24 protein-coding genes are annotated in these 21478 nt (G+C 32.5%); 14 read left to right on the forward strand and 10 right to left on the reverse strand.

Going from position 1 to position 21478, the window contains the following annotated elements; genetic code table 11:
• Positions 1–112 precede the first annotated feature (112 nt).
• From Q0739_RS13720 to nqrF, 6 genes are all read left to right on the forward strand, one after another.
• Positions 113–1468 (forward strand): Na(+)-translocating NADH-quinone reductase subunit A, encoded by a 1356-nt coding sequence (locus Q0739_RS13720; protein WP_298239304.1) that lies wholly within the window; start codon positions 113–115, stop codon positions 1466–1468.
• Positions 1468–2694, forward strand: coding sequence for an NADH:ubiquinone reductase (Na(+)-transporting) subunit B (locus Q0739_RS13725; RefSeq protein WP_298239305.1), 1227 nt, complete (start codon positions 1468–1470; stop codon positions 2692–2694). Before Q0739_RS13720 ends, Q0739_RS13725 begins: the two co-directional genes overlap by 1 nt.
• Before the next feature lie 2 nt (positions 2695–2696).
• On the forward strand, positions 2697–3443 hold the full coding sequence (locus tag Q0739_RS13730; RefSeq protein WP_298239306.1) for a Na(+)-translocating NADH-quinone reductase subunit C: 747 nt from the start codon (positions 2697–2699) through the stop codon (positions 3441–3443).
• Between the two features lie 3 nt (positions 3444–3446).
• Entirely contained in the window at positions 3447–4094 is a 648-nt protein-coding gene (locus Q0739_RS13735) for an NADH:ubiquinone reductase (Na(+)-transporting) subunit D (RefSeq protein WP_298239307.1), read from the forward strand.
• A 106-nt stretch (positions 4095–4200) separates the two neighbouring features.
• Positions 4201–4974 carry an NADH:ubiquinone reductase (Na(+)-transporting) subunit E gene (gene nqrE, locus Q0739_RS13740; protein ID WP_298239308.1) on the forward strand — a complete coding sequence of 258 codons (774 nt, stop codon included), beginning with the start codon at positions 4201–4203 and terminating at the stop codon, positions 4972–4974.
• A gap of 1 nt (position 4975) precedes the next feature.
• A complete protein-coding gene (gene nqrF, locus Q0739_RS13745; RefSeq protein ID WP_298239350.1) occupies positions 4976–6283 on the forward strand; it encodes an NADH:ubiquinone reductase (Na(+)-transporting) subunit F in 1308 nt (435 codons plus the stop codon).
• Between the two features lie 92 nt (positions 6284–6375).
• Here the strand turns inward: nqrF and Q0739_RS13750 are convergent, their stop codons facing one another.
• The 3 genes from Q0739_RS13750 to Q0739_RS13760 form a co-directional block, all read right to left on the reverse strand.
• Positions 6376–7140: a DUF6090 family protein gene (locus tag Q0739_RS13750; RefSeq protein ID WP_298239309.1), complete on the reverse strand. Its 765-nt coding sequence runs from the start codon at positions 7138–7140 to the stop codon at positions 6376–6378.
• A complete protein-coding gene (locus tag Q0739_RS13755; protein ID WP_298239310.1) occupies positions 7133–7897 on the reverse strand; it encodes a hypothetical protein in 765 nt (254 codons plus the stop codon). Before Q0739_RS13755 ends, Q0739_RS13750 begins: the two co-directional genes overlap by 8 nt.
• A gap of 130 nt (positions 7898–8027) precedes the next feature.
• Entirely contained in the window at positions 8028–9467 is a 1440-nt protein-coding gene (locus tag Q0739_RS13760) for a DASS family sodium-coupled anion symporter (protein WP_298239311.1), read from the reverse strand.
• Between the two features lie 78 nt (positions 9468–9545).
• On the opposite strand from Q0739_RS13760, the gene Q0739_RS13765 reads away from it, so the two are divergent.
• Positions 9546–9923, forward strand: coding sequence for a Na(+)-translocating NADH-quinone reductase subunit F (locus tag Q0739_RS13765; RefSeq protein WP_298239312.1), 378 nt, complete (start codon positions 9546–9548; stop codon positions 9921–9923).
• Complete coding sequence (locus tag Q0739_RS13770) at positions 9924–10919, forward strand: FAD:protein FMN transferase (RefSeq protein ID WP_298239313.1); 996 nt, start codon at positions 9924–9926, stop codon at positions 10917–10919.
• A gap of 81 nt (positions 10920–11000) precedes the next feature.
• On the opposite strand, the gene Q0739_RS13775 is transcribed toward Q0739_RS13770, so the two are convergent.
• Genes Q0739_RS13775 through map form a run of 3 tightly spaced genes read right to left on the reverse strand, consistent with a single transcriptional unit; the run spans position 11001 to position 12982 of the window.
• Positions 11001–11837, reverse strand: a complete 837-nt coding sequence (locus Q0739_RS13775) for a class I SAM-dependent methyltransferase (RefSeq protein WP_298239314.1) — start codon at positions 11835–11837, stop codon at positions 11001–11003.
• Positions 11838–11843: 6 nt separating this feature from the next.
• Positions 11844–12161, reverse strand: coding sequence for a cupin domain-containing protein (locus tag Q0739_RS13780; protein WP_298239315.1), 318 nt, complete (start codon positions 12159–12161; stop codon positions 11844–11846).
• A gap of 2 nt (positions 12162–12163) precedes the next feature.
• The gene (gene map / locus Q0739_RS13785; protein WP_298239316.1) at positions 12164–12982 is read right to left on the reverse strand and encodes a type I methionyl aminopeptidase; all 819 of its coding nucleotides are present in this window, start codon (positions 12980–12982) and stop codon (positions 12164–12166) included.
• Positions 12983–13102: 120 nt separating this feature from the next.
• On the opposite strand from map, the gene Q0739_RS13790 reads away from it, so the two are divergent.
• Positions 13103–14368: an acetyl-CoA hydrolase/transferase C-terminal domain-containing protein gene (locus tag Q0739_RS13790; protein ID WP_298239317.1), complete on the forward strand. Its 1266-nt coding sequence runs from the start codon at positions 13103–13105 to the stop codon at positions 14366–14368.
• Positions 14369–14374: 6 nt separating this feature from the next.
• Here Q0739_RS13790 and Q0739_RS13795 read toward each other — a convergent pair whose 3' ends face one another.
• Both Q0739_RS13795 and gpmI read right to left on the reverse strand, forming a co-directional pair.
• Positions 14375–14779 carry a BT0820 family HAD-type phosphatase gene (locus Q0739_RS13795; RefSeq protein ID WP_298239318.1) on the reverse strand — a complete coding sequence of 135 codons (405 nt, stop codon included), beginning with the start codon at positions 14777–14779 and terminating at the stop codon, positions 14375–14377.
• A gap of 37 nt (positions 14780–14816) precedes the next feature.
• Positions 14817–16334, reverse strand: a complete 1518-nt coding sequence (gene gpmI, locus Q0739_RS13800) for a 2,3-bisphosphoglycerate-independent phosphoglycerate mutase (RefSeq protein WP_298239319.1) — start codon at positions 16332–16334, stop codon at positions 14817–14819.
• A gap of 249 nt (positions 16335–16583) precedes the next feature.
• Between gpmI and Q0739_RS13805 the strand changes: the two genes are divergently transcribed.
• Positions 16584–16985, forward strand: a complete 402-nt coding sequence (locus Q0739_RS13805; protein ID WP_298239320.1) for an ankyrin repeat domain-containing protein — start codon at positions 16584–16586, stop codon at positions 16983–16985.
• 67 nt (positions 16986–17052) lie between these two features.
• On the opposite strand, the gene Q0739_RS13810 is transcribed toward Q0739_RS13805, so the two are convergent.
• Positions 17053–17820 (reverse strand): M48 family metalloprotease, encoded by a 768-nt coding sequence (locus Q0739_RS13810; RefSeq protein ID WP_298239321.1) that lies wholly within the window; start codon positions 17818–17820, stop codon positions 17053–17055.
• A gap of 128 nt (positions 17821–17948) precedes the next feature.
• On the opposite strand from Q0739_RS13810, the gene Q0739_RS13815 reads away from it, so the two are divergent.
• Complete coding sequence (locus Q0739_RS13815; RefSeq protein ID WP_298239322.1) at positions 17949–18374, forward strand: GNAT family N-acetyltransferase; 426 nt, start codon at positions 17949–17951, stop codon at positions 18372–18374.
• Between the two features lie 12 nt (positions 18375–18386).
• Here Q0739_RS13815 and pepE read toward each other — a convergent pair whose 3' ends face one another.
• Positions 18387–19094: a dipeptidase PepE gene (pepE, locus tag Q0739_RS13820; RefSeq protein ID WP_298239323.1), complete on the reverse strand. Its 708-nt coding sequence runs from the start codon at positions 19092–19094 to the stop codon at positions 18387–18389.
• A 109-nt stretch (positions 19095–19203) separates the two neighbouring features.
• On the opposite strand from pepE, the gene Q0739_RS13825 reads away from it, so the two are divergent.
• From Q0739_RS13825 to Q0739_RS13835, 3 genes are all read left to right on the forward strand, one after another.
• Positions 19204–20001 (forward strand): carboxypeptidase-like regulatory domain-containing protein, encoded by a 798-nt coding sequence (locus Q0739_RS13825; protein ID WP_298239324.1) that lies wholly within the window; start codon positions 19204–19206, stop codon positions 19999–20001.
• An 87-nt stretch (positions 20002–20088) separates the two neighbouring features.
• On the forward strand, positions 20089–20889 hold the full coding sequence (locus Q0739_RS13830) for a hypothetical protein (protein WP_298239325.1): 801 nt from the start codon (positions 20089–20091) through the stop codon (positions 20887–20889).
• Between the two features lie 60 nt (positions 20890–20949).
• Positions 20950–21453 (forward strand): DUF6702 family protein, encoded by a 504-nt coding sequence (locus Q0739_RS13835; RefSeq protein ID WP_298239326.1) that lies wholly within the window; start codon positions 20950–20952, stop codon positions 21451–21453.
• The last annotated feature ends 25 nt before the right edge of the window (positions 21454–21478 follow it).

Raw genomic sequence — 21478 nt, forward strand, 5'->3', positions numbered from 1 at the left:
AACTAAACTTCTTTCAATGCTAATAAATTTCTAAGTAATTAATTATGAAAACTGTTTATTTAATTCGTATTTTTGCACCGATTTTTAGACAACTAATTTCAATAAAATAAATATGTCAAACGACATTCGTATTAAAAAAGGTCTGGACATTAAACTTAAAGGTGAAGCTGAAAAAACCGTTGAACAAGCGATTATCAGTAACTACTGCACCATAAGACCAGAAGATTTTCACGGTACTATTCCAAAACTTGTTGCAAAAGAAGGCGCTGTTGTTAAAGCAGGGGAGACATTGTTTTTCGATAAATCGAAAGAAGTAATAAAATTTGCATCACCAGTTTCTGGAAAAGTAATTGAAGTGTTAAGAGGGCCAAAGAGACGCATCGATGCTATTAAAATTGAAGCAGACAAAACTCAAGTTTATCAAGATTTAGGTAAGTTTAATTTAGAAGCATCAAGTGCAGACGAAGTTAAAGCACATTTGCTAGCTTCTGGATGTTGGCCATTTATAAAGCAACGCCCATACGATGTTATTGCAAACCCAGAGAAGTCGCCGAAAGCGATATTTATTTCAGGATATGCAAGTGCGCCATTAGCTGCAGATTTAGATTTTACTTTAAAAGCTAAAGAAGCCGAATTACAAGCAGCAGTGGTAGCTTTAGGTAAGCTAACTGAAGGTGCTGTACATATAGCTGTTGGTAAAAATTCTAGTTCGCCATTAGCTGGTTTAACTGGAGTTACAACACATAAAGTTTCTGGGCCGCATCCATCTGGTAATGTAGGAACACTTATTAATAAAGTTGACCCTATTAACAAAGGAGAAGTTGCTTGGACGGTCAATGCACAAGACCTAGTTATCATTGGTGAACTTTTATTAACTGGTAAATTTAATGCAGAACGTGTTGTAGCATTAGTTGGTTCTTCAGTAGAAAAACCAAGATACTTTAGGACTAAAATAGGTAGTGAAGTTGCAACTATTATCTACGATAAAGGGATTGCTCAAGATGCTAATGCGCGTATTATTTCAGGAAATGTTTTAAGCGGAAAACAAATAAAGCCAGATGGTAGTTTAGATTATTACAGCAATGTAATTTCTGTTATCCCAGAAGGCGATGATTACGATTTCTTTGGTTGGAACAAACCTGTTTTTAATAAAATATCAACTTCTAGAGCGTTAACTTTTTCATGGTTGAGCCCTAAGAAACAATATGATTTAAATACAAATACAAATGGCGAGCATAGAGCATTTGTTACTACAGGGACTTATGAAGAGGTTTTTCCTTTAGATATTTACCCAATGCAAATATTAAAAGCTTGCATGTATCAAGATTTAGATGAAATGGAAGCTTTAGGGATGTATGAGGTGGCTCCTGAAGACTTTGCATTAACAGAATTTGTATGTGTGTCTAAGCAACCACATCAAAAAATTATAAGAGAAGGATTGGACTTAATGCTAAAAGAGATAGGGTAATGGGTTTAAAAAATAATTTACACAAATTAAAAATGAAGTATAAGGGCACCAAAATGGCGCCTGCGTTTAACGCGATTCATACATTCTTATACTTACCTAATGAAACCACCCATGGTGGAACACATATAAAAGCAGCCGACGACTTAAAGCGTACCATGAATACTGTAATCATGGCTATGATACCATGTTTAATTTTTGGAATGTTTAATGCTGGTTACCAACATAATTTAGCGGTAGGAGATATTCAAGCGGTAGCTGGAAGTTTCTTTAGTTCAGAATTTTGGACAATGGCTAACTTTTCTATTGGTTTCTGGAAAATATTGCCATTAGTAATAATATCTTATGGTGTAGGTTTAGGAATTGAATTTATATTCGCTATCATTAAAGGTCATGAGGTAGAAGAAGGTTACTTAGTAACAGGAATGCTTGTGCCACTTATTGTTCCAGTAGATATTCCTTTATGGATGTTAGCTGTAGCTGTAATATTTGGTGTAGTAATAGGTAAAGAAGTGTTTGGAGGAACAGGAATGAATATCTTAAATCCTGCATTAACTATTAGAGCCTTTTTATTCTTTGCATATCCAACATGGATGTCTGGAGATAAGGTTTGGGTAGAAGGCGCTGTTGAAAGAGATCAACTTATTGCTGCTGGAGAAAATTTAGATGCTATATCAGGCGAAACTATTTTAGGCGTTTTAGCTCAAGGTAAAGAGGTAACTCATTCGGTTTCAGATATGTTCTTAGGGTTTATACCTGGCTCAGTTGGAGAAACGTCTACATTGCTTATTATTTTAGGGGGTTTATTCTTAATATTCGCTAAAATAGGAAGCTGGAGAATTATGTTGTCCTCTGCTCTTGGAGCAATTGCTATGGGATTAATTTTTAATGGTGTTGTTGATTCTGGATGGATTACTGAAAGTAGTAAGTTTTATGGATTAATGAGTACCACTTGGTGGCATCACTTATTAATTGGTGGTTTTGCATTTGGTACCGTATTTATGGCAACAGACCCAGTTACGGCGTCACAGACAAATAAAGGAAAATGGATTTATGGGTTTTTAATTGGTTTCATATCAATTCTAATACGTGTATTTAATCCAGCTTACCCAGAAGGTGTTATGCTAGCTATTCTATTAATGAATGTGTTTGCACCAACTATCGACCATTATGTGGTTCAGGGTAACGTGAAACAAAGAATGAAACGTTTAAAAGCAAAAACAGCTTAATCATGAGTAATAAAACGGATTCAAATTTATATACCATACTATTTGCAATAGCCATGGTAATTGTAGTTGGTGGATTATTAGCGTTTACAGCTTCTGCTTTAAGACCTAGAATCGATAACAACGAGCGTTTAGAGAAGCAGCAAAACATTTTGTATGCTATGGGAGTTAATGCAAACGATGAGAGTAGTGCAATATTTGTTTCTACAGATGAAGCTCCAGAATTGTTTTCAAAATATATTACTAAGCAATTAGTGCTTCAGGGTAATGAGGTGTCTGAAGACAACGAAGCTTTCTTAATAGACGTGAAGAAAGAGCAAACAAGTGCTAAAGAAGGAAATGAAAGAAGGTTGCCACTATTTGTTGGTAATAAAGATGGCAAGACATATTATATAGCACCTATAAGAGGAAAAGGACTTTGGGATGCTATTTGGGCTTATGTTGCTATGGATGAAAATATGGTAGTACAAGGTGCTTATTTTGACCATAAGGGTGAAACAGCAGGTTTGGGGGCTAATATTAAGCAACGCTATTTTATGGACGATTTCATAGGTGAAAGCTTAATGAGTAATGGTAGTTTTAAAGGAATTACGGTTGCTAAAGGTAACAACGACCCCAAGAATACAGATAAAAATGATAACGAAGTAGATGCCATTGCAGGTGCCACTATTACTGGAGACGGAGTTTCAGCGATGCTTAAGTCTGAATTGAAACAATATGTATCTTATTTCGAAAACTTAAAAAACAATTAATTTATGGGACTTTTATCAAAAAAAGACGCAGCATTAATTAAAGATCCATTAGCAGATAATAACCCTATTACTATTCAAGTATTAGGAATATGTTCTGCATTGGCAATTACAGCAGAATTAGAAGCAGCTATTGTAATGTCTATTTCAGTATTATTTGTTTTAGGAATAGGAAATGTTGTTATTTCTTTAATGAGAAATATTATTCCTTCTAAAATTAGAATTATAGTGCAATTAATCGTGGTCGCTGCTTTAGTAATTATAGTAGACCAAGTTTTAAAAGCTTTTGCTTACGAATTAAGTAAAACGCTTTCTGTATTTGTTGGGCTAATTATTACTAACTGTATCATCATGGGACGGTTTGAAGCTTTTGCTTTAGGTAATGGTCCTTGGCGTTCATTTTTAGATGGTATTGGTAACTCTTTAGGGTATGGTGTGATATTAATTATAGTCGCATTTTTTAGAGAATTATTAGGAGCTGGAACTTTATTAGGATTTAAAGTTTTAGGAGACCCAATTGACAAAACAGGAGTTTATGCTTTTGGATATGAAAATAACGGATTTATGATTATGCCACCAATGGCATTAATAGTTGTTGGGATAATTATCTGGGTACAACGTAGTAGAAACACAGCATTAATAGAAGATCATTAAATAAAAAGTACTTGAAGTATAAAGTGCCTGAAATACTTAAAGTTGAAAAAGAAAGAACACAAGTTTGAAAAATTTTAGGCACTTAATGAACTTATAACTTAAAAAAATGGAACATTTAGAATTATTTTTAAAATCTATATTTATAGACAACATGGTATTTTCCGTATTCCTTGGAATGTGTTCTTACCTTGCAGTTTCTAAAAAAGTAAGTACAGCTGTTGGTTTAGGTGCAGCGGTAATATTTGTATTAGCTATAACGGTACCTTTAAACTGGTTGTTAGACCAATACCTTTTGCAACCAGGTGCTTTATCTTGGTTAGGAGCTGAGTATGCAGATTTTGATTTAAGCTTTTTATCTTTCATCATGTTTATTGCAACTATTGCAACCATGGTTCAATTAGTAGAAATAGTAGTTGAGAAGTTCTCACCATCATTATATAACTCTCTTGGTATATTCTTACCACTAATTGCAGTAAACTGTGCTATTTTAGGTGGGTCTTTATTTATGCAATCTCGTGAAATACCAACATTAGGATTGGCAACGACTTATGGAATTGGGTCTGGAATTGGATGGTTTTTAGCCATTTTAGCAATTGCAGCTATTCGTGAAAAAATAAGATATTCAAATGTGCCTCCTGCTTTAAGAGGTTTAGGGATTACTTTTATTATAACTGGACTAATGGCTATTGGTTTTATGAGTTTTGGAGGTATGTTAACTGGTGGAGATGACGAAGGGGCAAAAGAAGAAAAAACAGTCTTAGTAGAAAAAGAAATAGAAGATGATGTCACGTTGAGCACTTCGACTGCGCTCAGTGTAGACTCTGTCGAAACACCTGAACAAAAAAAAGTGTTAGCTAACAACATAAAAGTAAATGAGTAATATGATATTAGCCGCAAGTACATTAGGAACAGTCATTGCAACAGTAACAGCCTTTTTAATTATTACGTTGTTGTTGGTAGCATTGTTATTATTTGTAAAACAGAAATTGTCTCCATCTGGCCCCGTTAAGATTACAATTAATGGCGAAAAAGAAATAGAGGTAGCTTCTGGAGGTACATTGTTATCTACTTTAGGAGGTAATAAAATATTCTTGCCATCTGCTTGTGGTGGAGGTGGTACATGTATTCAATGTGAATGTCATGTCCTTGAAGGAGGGGGTGAAGCACTTCCAACAGAAACGCCGCATTTTTCAAGAAAAGAATTGCAACATGGAGCACGATTAGCATGTCAAGTTAAAGTAAAACAAGACATGAATATTACCATTCCAGAAGAAGTATTTGGAATTAAAAAATGGGAAGCAACCGTTGTTCGAAATTATAATGTAGCATCATTTATCAAGGAGTTTGTAGTTGAAATTCCAGAGGATATGGGTTACAAAGCGGGTGGGTATATTCAAATTGAAATTCCTCAGTGTGAAATAAAATATTCCGATATTGATATTACAGCGCACCCAGAAGAGCATGAAACACCAGATAAGTTTCAAGCAGAATGGGATAAATTTGGTCTTTGGCCTTTAGTAATGAAGAATAGCGAAACGGTTGAACGTGCTTACTCTATGGCTTCTTACCCAGCTGAAGGACGTGAGATCATGCTTAATGTTCGTATTGCAACACCACCATGGGATCGTGCTAAAAACGGCTGGATGGATGTTAATCCAGGTGTGGCATCGTCTTATATTTTCGCTCAAAAACCAGGTGATAAAGTAACGATTTCTGGTCCTTATGGAGAATTCTTTATTAATGAGTCTGAAAGCGAAATGCTTTATGTAGGTGGTGGAGCTGGTATGGCACCAATGCGTTCTCATTTGTATCACCTATTCAAAACATTGAAAACAGGTAGAAAAGTAACCTATTGGTATGGTGGACGTTCAAAACGTGAGTTATTCTACTTAGATCACTTCAACCAATTAGAAAAGGATTTCCCTAACTTTAACTTCTACTTGGCTTTATCTGAACCTTTACCGGAAGATAATTGGAAGGTAAAAGAAGATATCGATGCGCCTGGAGACGGTTTTGTTGGATTTATACACAATTGTGTTATTGATAACTATTTAAGCAAGCACGACTCCCCTGAGGATATAGAATTGTATTTCTGTGGACCTCCATTAATGAATAAAGCTGTTCAAAAAATGGGTGAGGATTTTGGTATCCCAGATGAGCATATTAGATTTGATGACTTTGGAGGATAGGTCGCTAAGCGAAATTTAAAATTAATGTCACCTTGAGCGCAGTCGAAAGGTCTCAATATAAAACAAAAACCCAACACGAAAATGTTGGGTTTTTATTTACTTTTGATTTCTTTATTAATTATTTCAACTATCGTTTCAGCAATTCCTATTAAGCTTTTGGTTTCTTGAATATTATCGAGCGTATATAATTCTAAATGATATAAAAGATTTTCAAATTCTTTATTGTTAAAAAGACCATTATAGTCCTTTTCTATATTTGATTTTCTTAGTTTAACATCTATAGGTAGTATCGTGTTTGCTCTTATGATATATGAAAGATCAGCATACTTTCGTATAATTGGAATATAATTTTGATTCGTTAATAATTTTGAATCTATCTCACCTTCGGTCATATCTTCAACTTCAGATGGCCAAGAAAAAAGTAAGCTTTTTAGCTTATCATTTTCTAATAGATTAATTTTTCCAGAATTAAGAAGTACCATAAGTGATCCAGATTTTCCGTTGAAAGTAGGAACAATAAAGGTAGTTGCTAATAAACTATCGATGCTAATTTCACTACTAAAATTACTATTAGAAATAATATCCGTTAAAGTATAGTTTGCTGATAATATGCTTCTTCTATTGTTGTTCATTCCTTCAAATTCAAGAATGGTTTGCTGGAAATCAATTTTTAGATTTTCAAGCAATTTAATTTCTTCATTTTGTTCCAATCTATTCTCATTCCAATTATTAATCTGTAAAGCAATCAAAATACCAATAACCACCAAAACAATTTCACCAATAGCGTATTTAAGATATTTGCTGGTATTGCCTTCTGCTAAAAGCTTTTTACGGATGTTTCGGAAGAATTTAATCATCTTTTAGTTTCGCATTTATTAACTCTATAATTAAATTACATTCTTTACGAGCTTCAACAAGTATGGGGATTTGATAGTCTAAATTGAATTTTAAAAGATTCATGAAATTTTTAAAATACCTGTCATTCATAAAATATTCGGCATCTTTTTTATATTGCTCAACATCCTTACTTTTTAAAAACGATTTGTTTTCGGCATTTACATACAGACCGTTAAATTCAATATGGTCCAATGTTCTATGGTTGTATAAATAAACTGTTCGGTCTTCATAAACATGCTCTTCACCAACCTTAATTCTTGAATATAAACTTCGTAATTCAAGGAGTTTGGTTTTTATATTTTCATCGGTAATTAGTCTTAGTTGTGAACTGTTTAAAACTTCTTCAAGAGTGTTGGTGTTTGGACTAAATTTGTAAAAGGGAAATAGGTAATAGTAGTTATTATAAAATGAATCTAAATGAATTTCTTTGCGCTCAACAGACTTAATTAAAGCATCGGCACAAACATGTTGTTTATTACGAATATAAAGTAAGGTGTCTAACACAGATCTATCTACAGTTAGGTCATCAACAAAGCCTTGTAGGTATTTATTAGTAATCCCTTGCTCTTTTCTTAGTTCATTTTGATTATTTATTTGAAGTGCTATCAAAATACCTATGACGACGAGAACTATTTCGCCTAAGGCATAAAGAACGTATTTGTTAAAACGATTTTCAGCCAGTAGTTTCTGGCGAATTTTTCTAAAGAATTTAATCATGTACTCGTAAAATATGTTGCAAGTAGTATAAGTTGACTATGGGTAGCTTTCGTTGATTATAATAATATGCATGTAAACACTTCTTGATGTTACATGCCATTAAAGATTTAAAGTTACAATTTTTACTACACTAAAACACCAAAGGCACAAAAAACTGAAACATTAAAACTAAAAGCACAACAGATATTAAATTAAGAACAATACCAACCCGTGCCATTTGACTTACTTTTACATAACCACTAGCAAAAACTATAGCATTTGGAGGCGTTGCCATAGGAAGCATAAATGCACAACTACTTGCCATGGTTACTGGGATTAATAGATAAAGTATTGGGATTTCTAAACCTATGGCAATACCTGCAACAACAGGTGCTAAAACAGCTGTTAGTGCGACGTTGCTCATAAGTTCAGTCATAAATAGCATTAATAAAATAAGTAAACTAGCCATTAGTAAAATACTTATCGAACTGGTTGAAATAGTTGTAGCTACTACATCTACAATGCCGCTATCAGACATTCCCTTAGCAAGTGCTAAACCACCACCAAATAATATTAAAATACCCCAAGCAAGGTTTTGAGTATCGTTCCATTTTAATATATAATCACCTTGTTTTATATTGAAAGGGATGGTAAATAAAGCCAAAGCTCCAAAAATACTTATCATGGTATCAGATAACCCTAAACCTGGAATTAATGAGTTGATTAAGCTTCTAAAGACCCACAGAAACACAATAACTGCAAAGGTAATAAGGACTTGTTTCTCTTTTCCAGAGGTTTTTCCTAGCTTCTTAAGTTCATCATTTATAATATCTTTTGAAGCACTAAATTTTAAGCCCTCATTAGGAAACATCCATTTAACCAAAACAAAATATATAATAGTAATTAAGGTGAATGAGAACGGCACACCTATAAGCATCCATTTAAAAAATGATACTTCTATGTTATATTCATTTTCAAGTAAGCCTATTAAAACAGAATTAGGCGGAGTGCCTATTACAGTAGCGATACCTCCAGCGTTGGCAGAAAAAGCAATACCAAGCATCACACTTAAAGCAAAATTTTGATCTTTTTTTGTAAAACCGTCTTCATCATCAATAAGTAATTTAATTACAGACATGGCTATAGGTAACATTACAACGGTACTCACCGTATTACTAATCCACATGCTCATAAAAGCAGTGGCAATCATAAATCCTAAAACGACTTTATTGGGAGTTGTTCCCGTTTTTTTAATAATATTCAATGCAATTCTTTTATGAAGATTTACTTTTTCAAGAGCCAATGCTAAAACGAATCCACCAAAAAATAGAAACACAATTGGACTTCCATAATTAGAACCTACATCTGCTATAGGCATAATTTTAAATAACGGAAATAGTAGTAAGGGGAGTAAAGATGTAACCGATATAGACACAGCTTCAGTAATCCACCAAGTTACCATCCATAGGGAGGTTGCAATAACGGTGTCTGCATTATTAGAAAGAATATCAAAGGGTAATAATTGAACGACGATGAAAAATAACGGACCTAAAAAGAGGCCTAATCTTTTTGTAATTGGGTTTTTCACCATAGCTTGCTTGTGAATTTAAATCTGTTTTAAATGTAATCAAAATTTTAATCAAATAGATATTAATAGTAATTTAGCCGTATGAGTAAACCACTTACCAATCAAGAATTACACAATTTAGCCATGAATCATGTTGGACAAGATTTAGAGGAGCGGGGTTTTGAGTTTATTGCGGTAAATAGTAAACTTAAAAAACACCCTCAGTTTGTTTGCATCGATAAGAATAAACAATATTTTTTTGTAATTGTAAGAGCGGTTGTTTTACCAGATAACCCTAATAATTATGATGTAGTTTGGATGGAAGCCTTTAAAAAACACGCTAGAGAGAAAGATGCTAAAGTTTTGTATGCTGGCGTTGGTATTGGAAATCCCAATGGAGAAAAGTTACCCATTTATTTGAATGAAGAATATCTACTAGAATATAACGGAATTCAGGTTTTAGAAACTAATTTGAATTAAATGAACAAGATCTTATTTGTCTTTTTTTGTTTGATTTTTTTCTCATGTAAAAATGAAACCAAGCAAGCTAAAACACTTTCTGTAGAGAATACTATTGCTAACGGTCTAGTTTTTGGGACCTCTTACAAAGTTATTTATAATTCGGATGTTGACTTTCAAAAGCAATTTGATAGCTTGTTTTACGTCATTAATAAATCGATGTCCACGTATCAAGTTAACTCAAATATTTCAAAATTAAATAGAAATGAGGATAATAATGTTGATACACATTTCATAAAAGTTTTCAATGCTTCCAAGCAAATTTTTGAAGAAACTAAAGGGGCATTCGACCCTACAATTGGAGCAGTTGTCAATGCTTGGGATTTTGGGCCAGAGGGTGTCATTGAAAATATAGATAGCTTAAAAATAGATAGCCTAATGACCTTTGTTGGGTTTAATAAAGTGTTACATCAAAATAATGTCATTACTAAACCTAAAGGAACTTTTTTAGATTTTAATGCTATTGCAAAGGGTTACGGAGTCGATGTTATAGGCGAGTTTTTAGAATCGCAAAACGTTGAAAATTACTTAGTTGAAATAGGGGGTGAGATTAGAGTAAAAGGAATTAATGCAGCAAAAGGAAGCTTCTGGAAAGTTGGAGTAGAAGAACCTAATTTTGATAAAAAGCAGGTAATTTTAAAGGCCATTAATTTAAAGAATGAAGCAATGGCGACTTCAGGAACTTATAGAAAATTTAAGATTGATGAAAACGGTAACCGCTATTCCCATATTATTGATACCAAAACGGGGTATCCAAGTAAAACCAATTTATTAAGCATATCTGTAATTACTGAAAACTGTATGGCAGCAGATGCTTATGCTACAGCTTTTAAAGCGATGGGAATTGAAAAGGTTAAATCATTTCTTGAAGCACATCCTGAACTTAAGGTTTATTTAATTTTTGAAAATGAAACGAATGAGTTGCAGACACTTGCTTTAAATGGTTTTCCTAAGTAATTGTCATTCTGAGCGCAGCGTGAGAATCTTTTAAAATAGAAATTAATAAAATAATCGTATTACTTATTTCTTATGTAATAGCTATTTTTTATAAACCACAGGAATAATCTCTCCTTTTGCTAAGCAATATTTGGTTATTTGTTCTTCTGAAAGTGTTTTTGTGTAATCTACTTCATTTACTTTGAAGCCAACACTTCTTAATTTATCAAAATAATCCAAACCATAAATCCGCACATGGTCGTATTGGCCAAATATTTTTGCACGTTCTTTTTTATCAGTAATGGAATCATCTTCAAAAGTAACCTCCCGATTCAAATCTTGTGGTATTTGAAATATTCCCATGCCTCCTATTTTTAAAATTCTAAATAATTCCTCCATAGCCTTAATGTCATTTGGAATATGCTCTAATACATGATTGCAAAGAATAACATCAAATTCGTTGTCTTTAAAAGGAAGGTTGCATATGTCGGCTTTAACATCTGCTAGTGGTGAATTTAAATCTGTTGTAACATACTCAAGATTTTCCATTTTCCTAAAACGTTTATAAAACGCTTGTTCAGGGGCAAAATGTAATACTCGCAGTACCGAACTTGGTTCGGTACCTCTTAAAATGATTCTTCTAGTATCACTTTCGGAAGAACCTGAAACAAGTTCAGGTAGAAAGAAATCGGTTTCATTTTTTAAATATAGCCACAAAAGTCTATGGCGTTCTAAACTTAATGTAGATGGCGATAACACATTGTTTCTCTGTTTGCCATAGCCATAAGGTAAAAAGCTTTTAAAACTTTTGCCGTCTATTGGGTCTGTATATGTGTTACCTTTTAAGAAAAAAGCTAAAATAGGACGGACAACATAACTTAACCTTATAAGGAAAGGTCTTGGAATAATGTTAAGTATGAGCTTGAAAATTTTTTTCAATTGAGATTATTTGTAATCTTCTCGAATAGGACAAAATGTGTCAATAACTTCACAGTTTGTTAATGCATAAGCACTATGTAAAGCGTTTGAAGGAATTACTGTAATTGTTCCAGGTTCTAAAATTTCAGTTTTTCCATCTATAGTCATTTCTAATTTCCCAGAAACAACTTGTGTTGTTTGTTCATGGATATGAGAGTGTAAGGGCATTATGGCACCTTTTTCAATGGTTACATATCCAACTGTAAAGGATTTAGTATGGACATACCTACCCGTAACACCTTCAACAAGTTCCTTAATTGGTATATTTGAGAATGAAAAAGTCATATTTATAGAACCAATGCTTCTTGACGAAATTCATCTTCTTCATTACTTTCAATTCCTAAAGCTTCGTAAATATAGGCAAAGGTAGAAAGTAACTCTGGTTTGCCGTTTATTAAGGCAACATCGTGTTCAAAATGAGCTGATGGTTTGTTGTCTAAAGTTGTAATTGTCCAGCCATCTCTATGTTGTTTTATGAGATGTGTACCCATATTTATCATAGGTTCTATAGCGACTACCATACCCTCAACAAATTTTTTCCCACGACCGCGTTTGCCATAATTTGGCATTTCTGGGTCTTCGTGCATTTTTCGTCCTAATCCGTGACCAACAAGTTCTCTTACAACCCCGTAACCATGATTTTCACAATATTTTTGGATGGCATACCCTACATCTCCAACACGGTTATTCGCTTTAAATTCTCTAATACCTACATATAAAGACTCTTTGGTTACTTGCAATAATTTTTCTATTTCAGGATCAATTTCACCTACAGCAAACGTATAAGCATGATCCCCATAAAAATCGTTCTTTAAAGCACCGCAATCAATCGAGATTATATCACCTTCTTTTAAAGGTTCATTTGTAGGGAATCCATGTACCACCTGCGTGTTAGGACTCATGCAAAGAGTATTTGGAAAATCGTAAAGACCTAAAAATCCAGGTATAGCTCCATGATCTCTAATATATTCCTCTGCAATTTTGTCCAATTGAAGCGTAGTTACGCCTGGTTTTATTTCTTTTGCTAAGACACCTAATGTTTTAGAAACTATTAAAGCACTTTCGCGCATTAATTCAATTTCTTCCCTTGTTTTTACTACAATCATTGTTTAAAAATATGTGCAAAGATACTTAAATTAAAATTTATTTATTTCTACCCAAACATGACTTTGGACAGTTTTTTTGAAAGTAATAAAGACTAATTTTGTGATACTAAAAATAGTAAAATGTACAAAATAGTAAGTGCAGAAGAAGCTGTAAAGAGTATTAAATCGAAGGATAGAGTTTATGTTCAAGCTGCAGCAGCAGCTCCTCAGCGATTATTGAAAGCTATGACAGAACGCCACGCGGAATTGAGAGGTGTCGAAGTTTGTCATTTGCATATAGAAGGTGAGGCTCCCCATGCTAATGTTAAGTATAAAGAAAGTTTTCATGTTAATTCTTTTTTTATAGGTAAGAATGTTAGGCATACTTTAGCTGCGGGAAACGGATCGTACACGCCAGTTTTTTTAAGTGAATTACCATTACTTTTTAAACGAAATATATTGCCAATAGATGTTGCATTAATACATGTGTCTGTACCCGACAAACACGGATACTGTTCTCTTGGAGTATCTGTGGAAGCTAGTTTAGCAGCTATTGATAGTGCGAAAATTGTGATAGCACAAGTTAACCCCAAAATGCCACGAGTCCATGGAGATGGTATTATTCACTATACAGAGATTGACTTATTTGTAGAATGTAATGATGAAATACCAAGTATTTCGCCAGGGCAGCCGTCTCAAGTTGAAAGTAAAATAGGTGATTATGTTGCTAGTTTAATTGACGATGGAAGTACTTTACAAATGGGTGTTGGAAATATTCCAAATGCGGTATTATCGCGATTAAATAATCATAAAAACCTTGGGCTTCATACCGAAATGTTTTCTGATGGCGTAATCGATTTAATTTTAAATGATGTTATAAATGGAAATTATAAAACAATTAGCCCAGGACGTGCACTAACTACTTTTTTGGTAGGCTCAAAACGATTATATGATTATGTGGATGATAACCCATTTGTTGAAATACGTGAGTCTGATTATGTGAATGATGTATCAATTATAAAGCAAAATAAAAAAATGGTAGCTATAAATTCTGCCATTGAAATAGATGTTACAGGACAGGTATGTGCCGATTCTATTGGGTCTAAAATGTACTCTGGTGTAGGCGGACAAATAGATTTTATTCGAGGTGCATCATTGAGTAAGGGTGGAAAAGCAATTATAGCATTGCCATCAATAACTAAAAAAGGAATAAGTAGAATTGTACCAAGTTTAAAACCTGGGGCGGGTGTTGTTACAACAAGAGCCCATGTGCAATACGTTATTACAGAATATGGTATCGCAAATTTATATGGGAAAACAATAAAAAATCGTGTAAAAGCACTTGTAGATATTGCACATCCAGACCACAGAGAAACAATTGATAAGGCGTATTTTGAATTAATTTGAAGTAATTCACTTAAAAAAACTAAAAAAGCCTTTCTTTTTTTTAGGAATATTTGGAGTTGTTTTTATGATTATTTGATAAATTTTACCCCAACCAGGAAACCCACCTATATTGCGGTCATCTATAAATAAATCGGCATGTATTTTTCTGCTATTTTCATTAATGAATTGCTCCTCGGGAAAACTTTTATTAACTGCATAAAATGAAATACCTTGATCTTTACAATAGTTAACTGCTTCATTCAAGCGATTACCAGATCTATAAGTCCAAAGTATTAGTCTATGACCTTCTTCTTGAAGTTTTTTTAATGTTTCAAATGCAAAAAGTTTCGGTTTGCCAATTTTTGGGTAGGCATCATCTACAATAGTACCGTCAAAATCTACAGCTATTATTAGGGTTTCGCTAAAATTCATACCTGAAAAACATCAATTGATGTAAAGCTACAATTTTTTAAACTAATGAATGTCTTGTCATAGATTCTGGTTGTTCTATACCCATAAGTTTTAAAATAGTTGGTGCCATATCACCTAAAATGCCATCTTTGATGGATTTTAATTCTTTATCAATTAAAATAACAGGAACAGGATTGGTGGTATGAGCAGTGTGTGGTGAACCATCTGGGTTCATCATGGTCTCACAGTTTCCATGATCTGCGATTAGCAATGTGGTGTAATCATTATCTAAAGCAGTTGTTACAACATCTTTTACACAAATATCGACAGCTTCACAGGCTTTAATAGCGGCTTCCATAACACCTGTGTGTCCAACCATATCGCCATTTGCAAAGTTTAAACATACAAAGTCAACTTCTCCTTTTTGTAATTCTGGAACCAAAGCATCTCTAAGTTCATAAGCACTCATTTCTGGTTTTAAGTCATAGGTAGCCACCTTTGGGGAGTTTCTTAAAATACGTGTTTCGCCATTAAAAGGTTCTTCTTGACCTCCTGAGAAAAAGAATGTTACATGTGGGTATTTCTCTGTTTCTGCAATTCGTATTTGTTTTTTGCCATATTTTTCTAAAACCTCACCTAAAGTTTCAGTTAAATTATCTTTATTGAATATCACATTAACATTATTGTAACTATCATCATAATTGGTTAGTGTTACATAATGTAAATTTAATTTATGCATGTTTTGCTCATGAAAATCTTTTTGTGATAAAGCTTCGGTAAGTTCACGACCACGATCTGTTCTAAAATTGAAGAAAATAATAACATCACCTTCCTTTACATTGGCTATTGGTTTGTTGTTATCATCAACCATGATTATTGGTTTAATAAATTCATCTGTAATATCAGCACTATAACTGTCCTCAATAGAAGCTATGGCATTGGTTGATAAATCACCTTTGCTATTAACAATAGCATCATAAGCTAATTTAACACGCTCCCATCTTTTGTCTCTATCCATCGCATAATAGCGTCCAGTAACAGAGGCTAGTTTAGTACTGCCTTTTTTAAGATGATGTTCTAATTTAGTAACAAAACCGCTTCCTGTTTTTGGGCCAACATCCCGACCATCTGTAAATGCATGCACAAATGTATTTGTTAAACCTAATTCGTTGGCTGCATCAATTAATCCAAAAAGGTGATTGATATGTGAGTGTACACCTCCATCGCTTAAAAGGCCTAAAAAATGAACATCTTTGTTGTTTTCTTTAGCATATTTGAAAGCGTCAACTAAAACTTTTTCATTATTAAGAGTTTTATTTTCGACCGCTAAATTTACTTTCACAAGATCTTGGTAAACAATTCGTCCTGCTCCTAGGTTCATATGCCCAACTTCACTGTTACCCATTTGTCCTTCAGGTAAACCTACGTGTAAACCATCTGTTCTAAGTGATGCGCTTGGGTATTTTGTATATAAAGAATCTATAAAAGGTGTATTTGCATTGTCGATTGCCGATACTTTTGGATCTGGAGATTTTCCCCAGCCATCTAGTATCATAAGGATGACTTTTTTATTCATTTTAAGTTGAATTTTTGGATACTTCAAAGATAAAAAAGTTAACTAAGATAGTAGGGTAAATAAAGTCTAAATTATAGTTGAATTGACTCATTTTAGGAGTATGTTAAAATTTTAAGATTCTATTAAAGAAACATAAAGAAAAAGTTAAAAATGTGTTATTTCTTATTTTTTATGTAACAGATTGCAAAATTTATCGTCTCTTTAGTATATCAAAAAACGAAATCATTAATCAAATTAAAATCTTTCATCATGAAAAAAACAATCATTATTTCCGCTATGGCGTTATGTTTCTCAATTGTAACAGTTAATGCTAATTCATTTAACACTCCAGTAGATAATTATGAGGCTACTGCAGTTTTTAAGGTAAGTCCATTTTGTGTTTCTATTGCAAAAGGAGACATTGAAACAGTTAAAAAGCTTATTAATTTAGGAGCCGATGTTAATGAAAAATCTAACGGGATGACACCAGTTATGTACGCTGCAAAATTTAATAGAACAGATATTTTAAAGCTTTTAATATCTAAGGGCGCTAAATTAAAAGTACGTTCAGAGAAAGGAATGACAGCTTTAAAATATGCAGAAATTCATAAAGCAACTGATGCATACGCTGTTTTAAAAGAAGCTATGTCTAAGAAGAAAAAAAATAGTTAATAACGCGAGTGTTATTTTTATTAGAAAAGAGCTAGTCACTCTAAAAAAGCCCTATTTAGGGCTTTTTTTATAGGGCTTCATATTTTTTAATAGCTTCTCTAATTTTTTCTATTCTATTATCGGGGTCTGGATGTGTACTTTGAAATTCAGGAACTCTGTTAGGACCAGCTGCAGCTTTTAAAATTTCCATAACACCAATCATTTCTTCTGGGTTGTAACCAGCTTTAATCATAAACCTTACACCTAAATCATCACTTTCTAATTCGTCATCCCTTCCATTAGTTAGAAGAGTGTTTTGACCAATACCACTAACAAGTCCACCCATATCTGCACCAACAGAGCCAGCAGTGGTAAGTCCTTGCCAGTATTCGCTTTCTGCAATACGCTCAGCACTATGGCGACCTAAAACATGGCCAACTTCGTGTCCTAAAACTCCTGCCAATTGATCTTCATTTTCTAGTTTTGAAAATAAAGCATGAGTTATAAATATTTGACCTCCAGGGAGCGCAAAGGCGTTTATGGTATTTGGATCTGCTAATAAATGAAATTCGTATTTATATGGAGTTTCTCTAGCAATACTATTATTAACTAATTTATTTCCAACATTGTCAACTAATGCTTGGTATTGATTATTTGGGTGTAAGCCACCATGCTGTTCAGCCATTTGCGGAGCACTTTGAAGTCCAATTGCAATTTCTTTATCAGGTGTCATAGAAATGGTTTGTGTCCTTCCTGTATATGGGTTTACTTCCTGCTGGCTACATCTTTTAAACACAAAGAAAAGAGCAATTGCAGCTCCAATTAATAATCTTACTTTAAGGTTTCTTCCTCTCATAATTGAAAAAATTTAGTAACTAAAATTACAAAAAAATATAATTTATGTATTAGCTAATCCATATATTGTTGACACAATTAATTTTTAAAGGTCACAAGCCTAATTTTATAAACTAAAATTATTTAACCATGAATTATGAGTTTAAAATCATAGAAAAGGAAAATATCCTTTTAGTAGTTCCATTGGTGGAAAAATTAAACGAATATAAAATTCCAGCTGAGGTTCTAAATACGCGTTTTATTGAAATGACTACTCAAAATTACGAATGTGCTGTAGTTTATGATGGAGATAAAATAATTGGTGTTACAGGTCTTTGGTATTGCACAAGGCATTATTCTGGTAAAAGTGTTGAGCCAGATCATGTTTATATAGATGGTGGTTATAGAGGTAAAGGCATTGGGAAATTATTTTTCAATTGGATTTATAAACATGTAAAAGAAAAAGGTTGTGAAGCTGTTGAGTTAAATACATACGTTAGTAACCCCAGCTCCCATAAATTTTATTATAATGAGGGGTTTAATATTTTAGGATTTCATTTTTTAAAGAAACTATAATTTTACTTGTTGCTATTTTAAATAATTTAATTGCGTTTCTGGATTGACTTCATAGGGAGGCTTATCATATTCAAAAATTCTAGCACTTAATTCACCTTTAAGGATAATTGAATTACCAGTAACATGTAACCAACTACCTTCTCGAAGTCCAACTACTGGTTCAGTATTAAAATTATGAAATTCTTTGATTCTGGTTTCTCTGGTTTCACCCATATGCTTGCTATTTAAATCAGGATCCAAATAATGCGGATTAATATTAAACGGCACAAAACCAAGTGCTTTAAAACTTGGGGGATATATTATAGGCATGTCATTTGTTGTTTTTATAGTAAGCCCACATATATTGCTTCCAGCACTTGTACCTAGATATGGAATTCCCTTTTCAACAACTGTCTTTAGAGGCGTAAATAAATCATTCTTATATAACTGGTTAATTAATAAAAAGGTGTTTCCACCACCAGTAAAAATAGCCTCTGCATTCTCTATAGCCTCGATAGGATTTTCTAGTGTATGAATACCAGTTATGTCTTTATTGATTTTAGAAAAAGCCAAACTTGCTTTCTCTGTATAGTCATCATGAGAAATTCCGCTTGGTCTAGCAAATGGAATAAATAGAATTTTTTTAGCACTCTTAAAAAAAAATGCTAAATCTTCTAAAATATATTCTAGATAGTCTCCATTATGGAGTGTAGAAGTACTTGCAATGATAATATTTTTCATTAAATTTTATTTAGTATGTAAAGCTAGTTATTTATGCTATTTAATAAAATTTTATCTCTCTGGAATTTTCAAACATGGAATTAAAACGTTATTTTTAGTAAAAAAAGAAATGAATTATAAACTGTTATTCCTATGTTGTTTTCTTGTTAGTCTTCCCGTAATTTCACAAAATTTCGATCGCATAAGCGTCATTGGAAAGGTAATTGTTGAAAGAAACGATATTTCTGGAATTACCATATTTAATGCTTCGTCAAATACGGGTGTTATTACCGACGATAATGGCGAATTTAAATTAGAAGTTGGACAGAACGATTTAATAGAAGTAAGTGCGTTACAATATCAGAATATAAACTTTCGAGTAAATGAAGATATCATTAACTCTAGATCGATGAAAATTTTTTTAATAGAAGAGATTAATCAACTAGATGAGATTGTAATTTTATCAGGTGGTTTAACAGGTAATTTAGATACTGATATTATTGATAAACAACCATTTAAACCAAAATTAGACGTCTTGTACTTTGGAATAGAAAATAAAGACGAGTTTGAATTTCAAGACGATAATAAGACCAAAATTCAAAATATCTCCATGGACAGGCAGCATTTGCCAATGGTTAATGGGTTAAATATAGTTAACGTGGTAGACCAACTATTGCTGCCTTTGTTCAGATCTGGAGTAAAGAACAAAAAAGATGTTAATGTACCTGATGTGCCTATTGAATCTATTAAATATTACTTTGGCTCAGAATTCTTAATAGATAATTTTAATATTCCAGAACATCGAGTAGAAGAATTTATAAGATTTGTAGAGTCTAATAATTTTGATTTCACTTTGCTTAACTATGGAAAAGAAATGGAGTTTTTAGAAGTGCTTCATATTAAAAGTAAAGAGTTTTTAAGTAAATAGTAATGTAGGATACTTTAACAAAAGTTTAATTTAGAATTGCATTTTATTTAAGATTTCATATCCGTTCTTTGGTGCTTTTGGTAAATCGTGCAAAAGCTCAAATATTTAACAATTCTATTTTTAGTATTCAATTTTCAAATGGTTTTCTCACAATCAATTGAAATAAATGGGCGCATTATTAGTGAATCTAATATTGAAAACATTCACGTCATAAATAAAACAAAACAACTTTTTACTACTTCCAATAAAGAAGGTAATTTTACAATTAATGTGAGTCTGAATGATACATTACAATTTTCATCAATTCAACATAAAACACGTTTAGTAACAATTAATGAACTTATAATTGCAAACAAAAATATTTTAGTAAATCTTGAAGCCCAGGTTAACGAACTAGATGAGGTGTTAGTAGGCAAAATACTTACAGGCGATTTAATGTCTGACATTAAAAATGTAGAAGGTAATCCACCAATAAACTTCTACGATCTTGGTATTCCTGGGTATACAGGTAAAATTGCTACACAAAGTGAAAGGCGATTAAGTGAAGCTGGAGAGTTTAAACCAAAAATGTTGGTTGGTATATTATTAGGAGGAGGTTCGCTAGACCCCATAATAAATGGACTTTCAGGAAGAACAAAAATGCTAAAAAACAGAGTAGAAATTGAAACGAAAGAAGGCTTAATGCAAAGTATTAAAGCACGATTAGGAAAGGATTTTTTAGCATCAAACCCTTTAGAAGACAATGAAGTTGCAGATTTTTTTTATTTCTGTACAGATGACGCAAATTTTATAAAGCATTGTAAGAACCAAACAGATTTTCAAATACTTATATTTTTAAGAATGAAATACAGACAGTATCAAGAAAACAAAAGAGTACCTCAAGATTAATATTTTTTTGGAATGCTTTTTGAATAATCTAAATAATTACTTTAGCAAAAATATTATTAAATGAAATTTTTCAAACCATTTTTATTCCTACTTATAGTACCACTTTTTGCATTTACGGTTTTCCATAAGTACTATATGAGCGTTACGCAAATAGAGTACATTGAGGATAAACAATCTGTACAATTAATTACGAGAATTTTTATTGATGATTTTGAAAAATTACTAAGAGAACGCTATGATGAATCTATAACACTTGCAGATAAAGACGAACCAGCAACCGTTGATTTGTACATAGAAAGATACCTAAGTGAGAAAATCAAAATTAAAATTAACAATAAAGATACAGACCTTATATTTATTGGTAAAGAGTACGATATAGATATTGTAAGGTGCTATCTAGAAATTGAAGACGTAGATAAAATAAATTCTTTTGAAATTTCCAACCAAGTTTTGTTCGATGTATTCGAAGAACAAAAAAACATAATTAAAACAGATATTAATTCAAAACAAAAAAGTTTTATCCTCATTTCACAGGATAATACAGCCATGTTAAATTTTAATTAAAATATAGTCTTTAATCTGTTTAAAT

The organism is uncultured Algibacter sp. (assembly GCF_947487605.1).
GTDB lineage: Bacteria > Bacteroidota > Bacteroidia > Flavobacteriales > Flavobacteriaceae > Algibacter_D.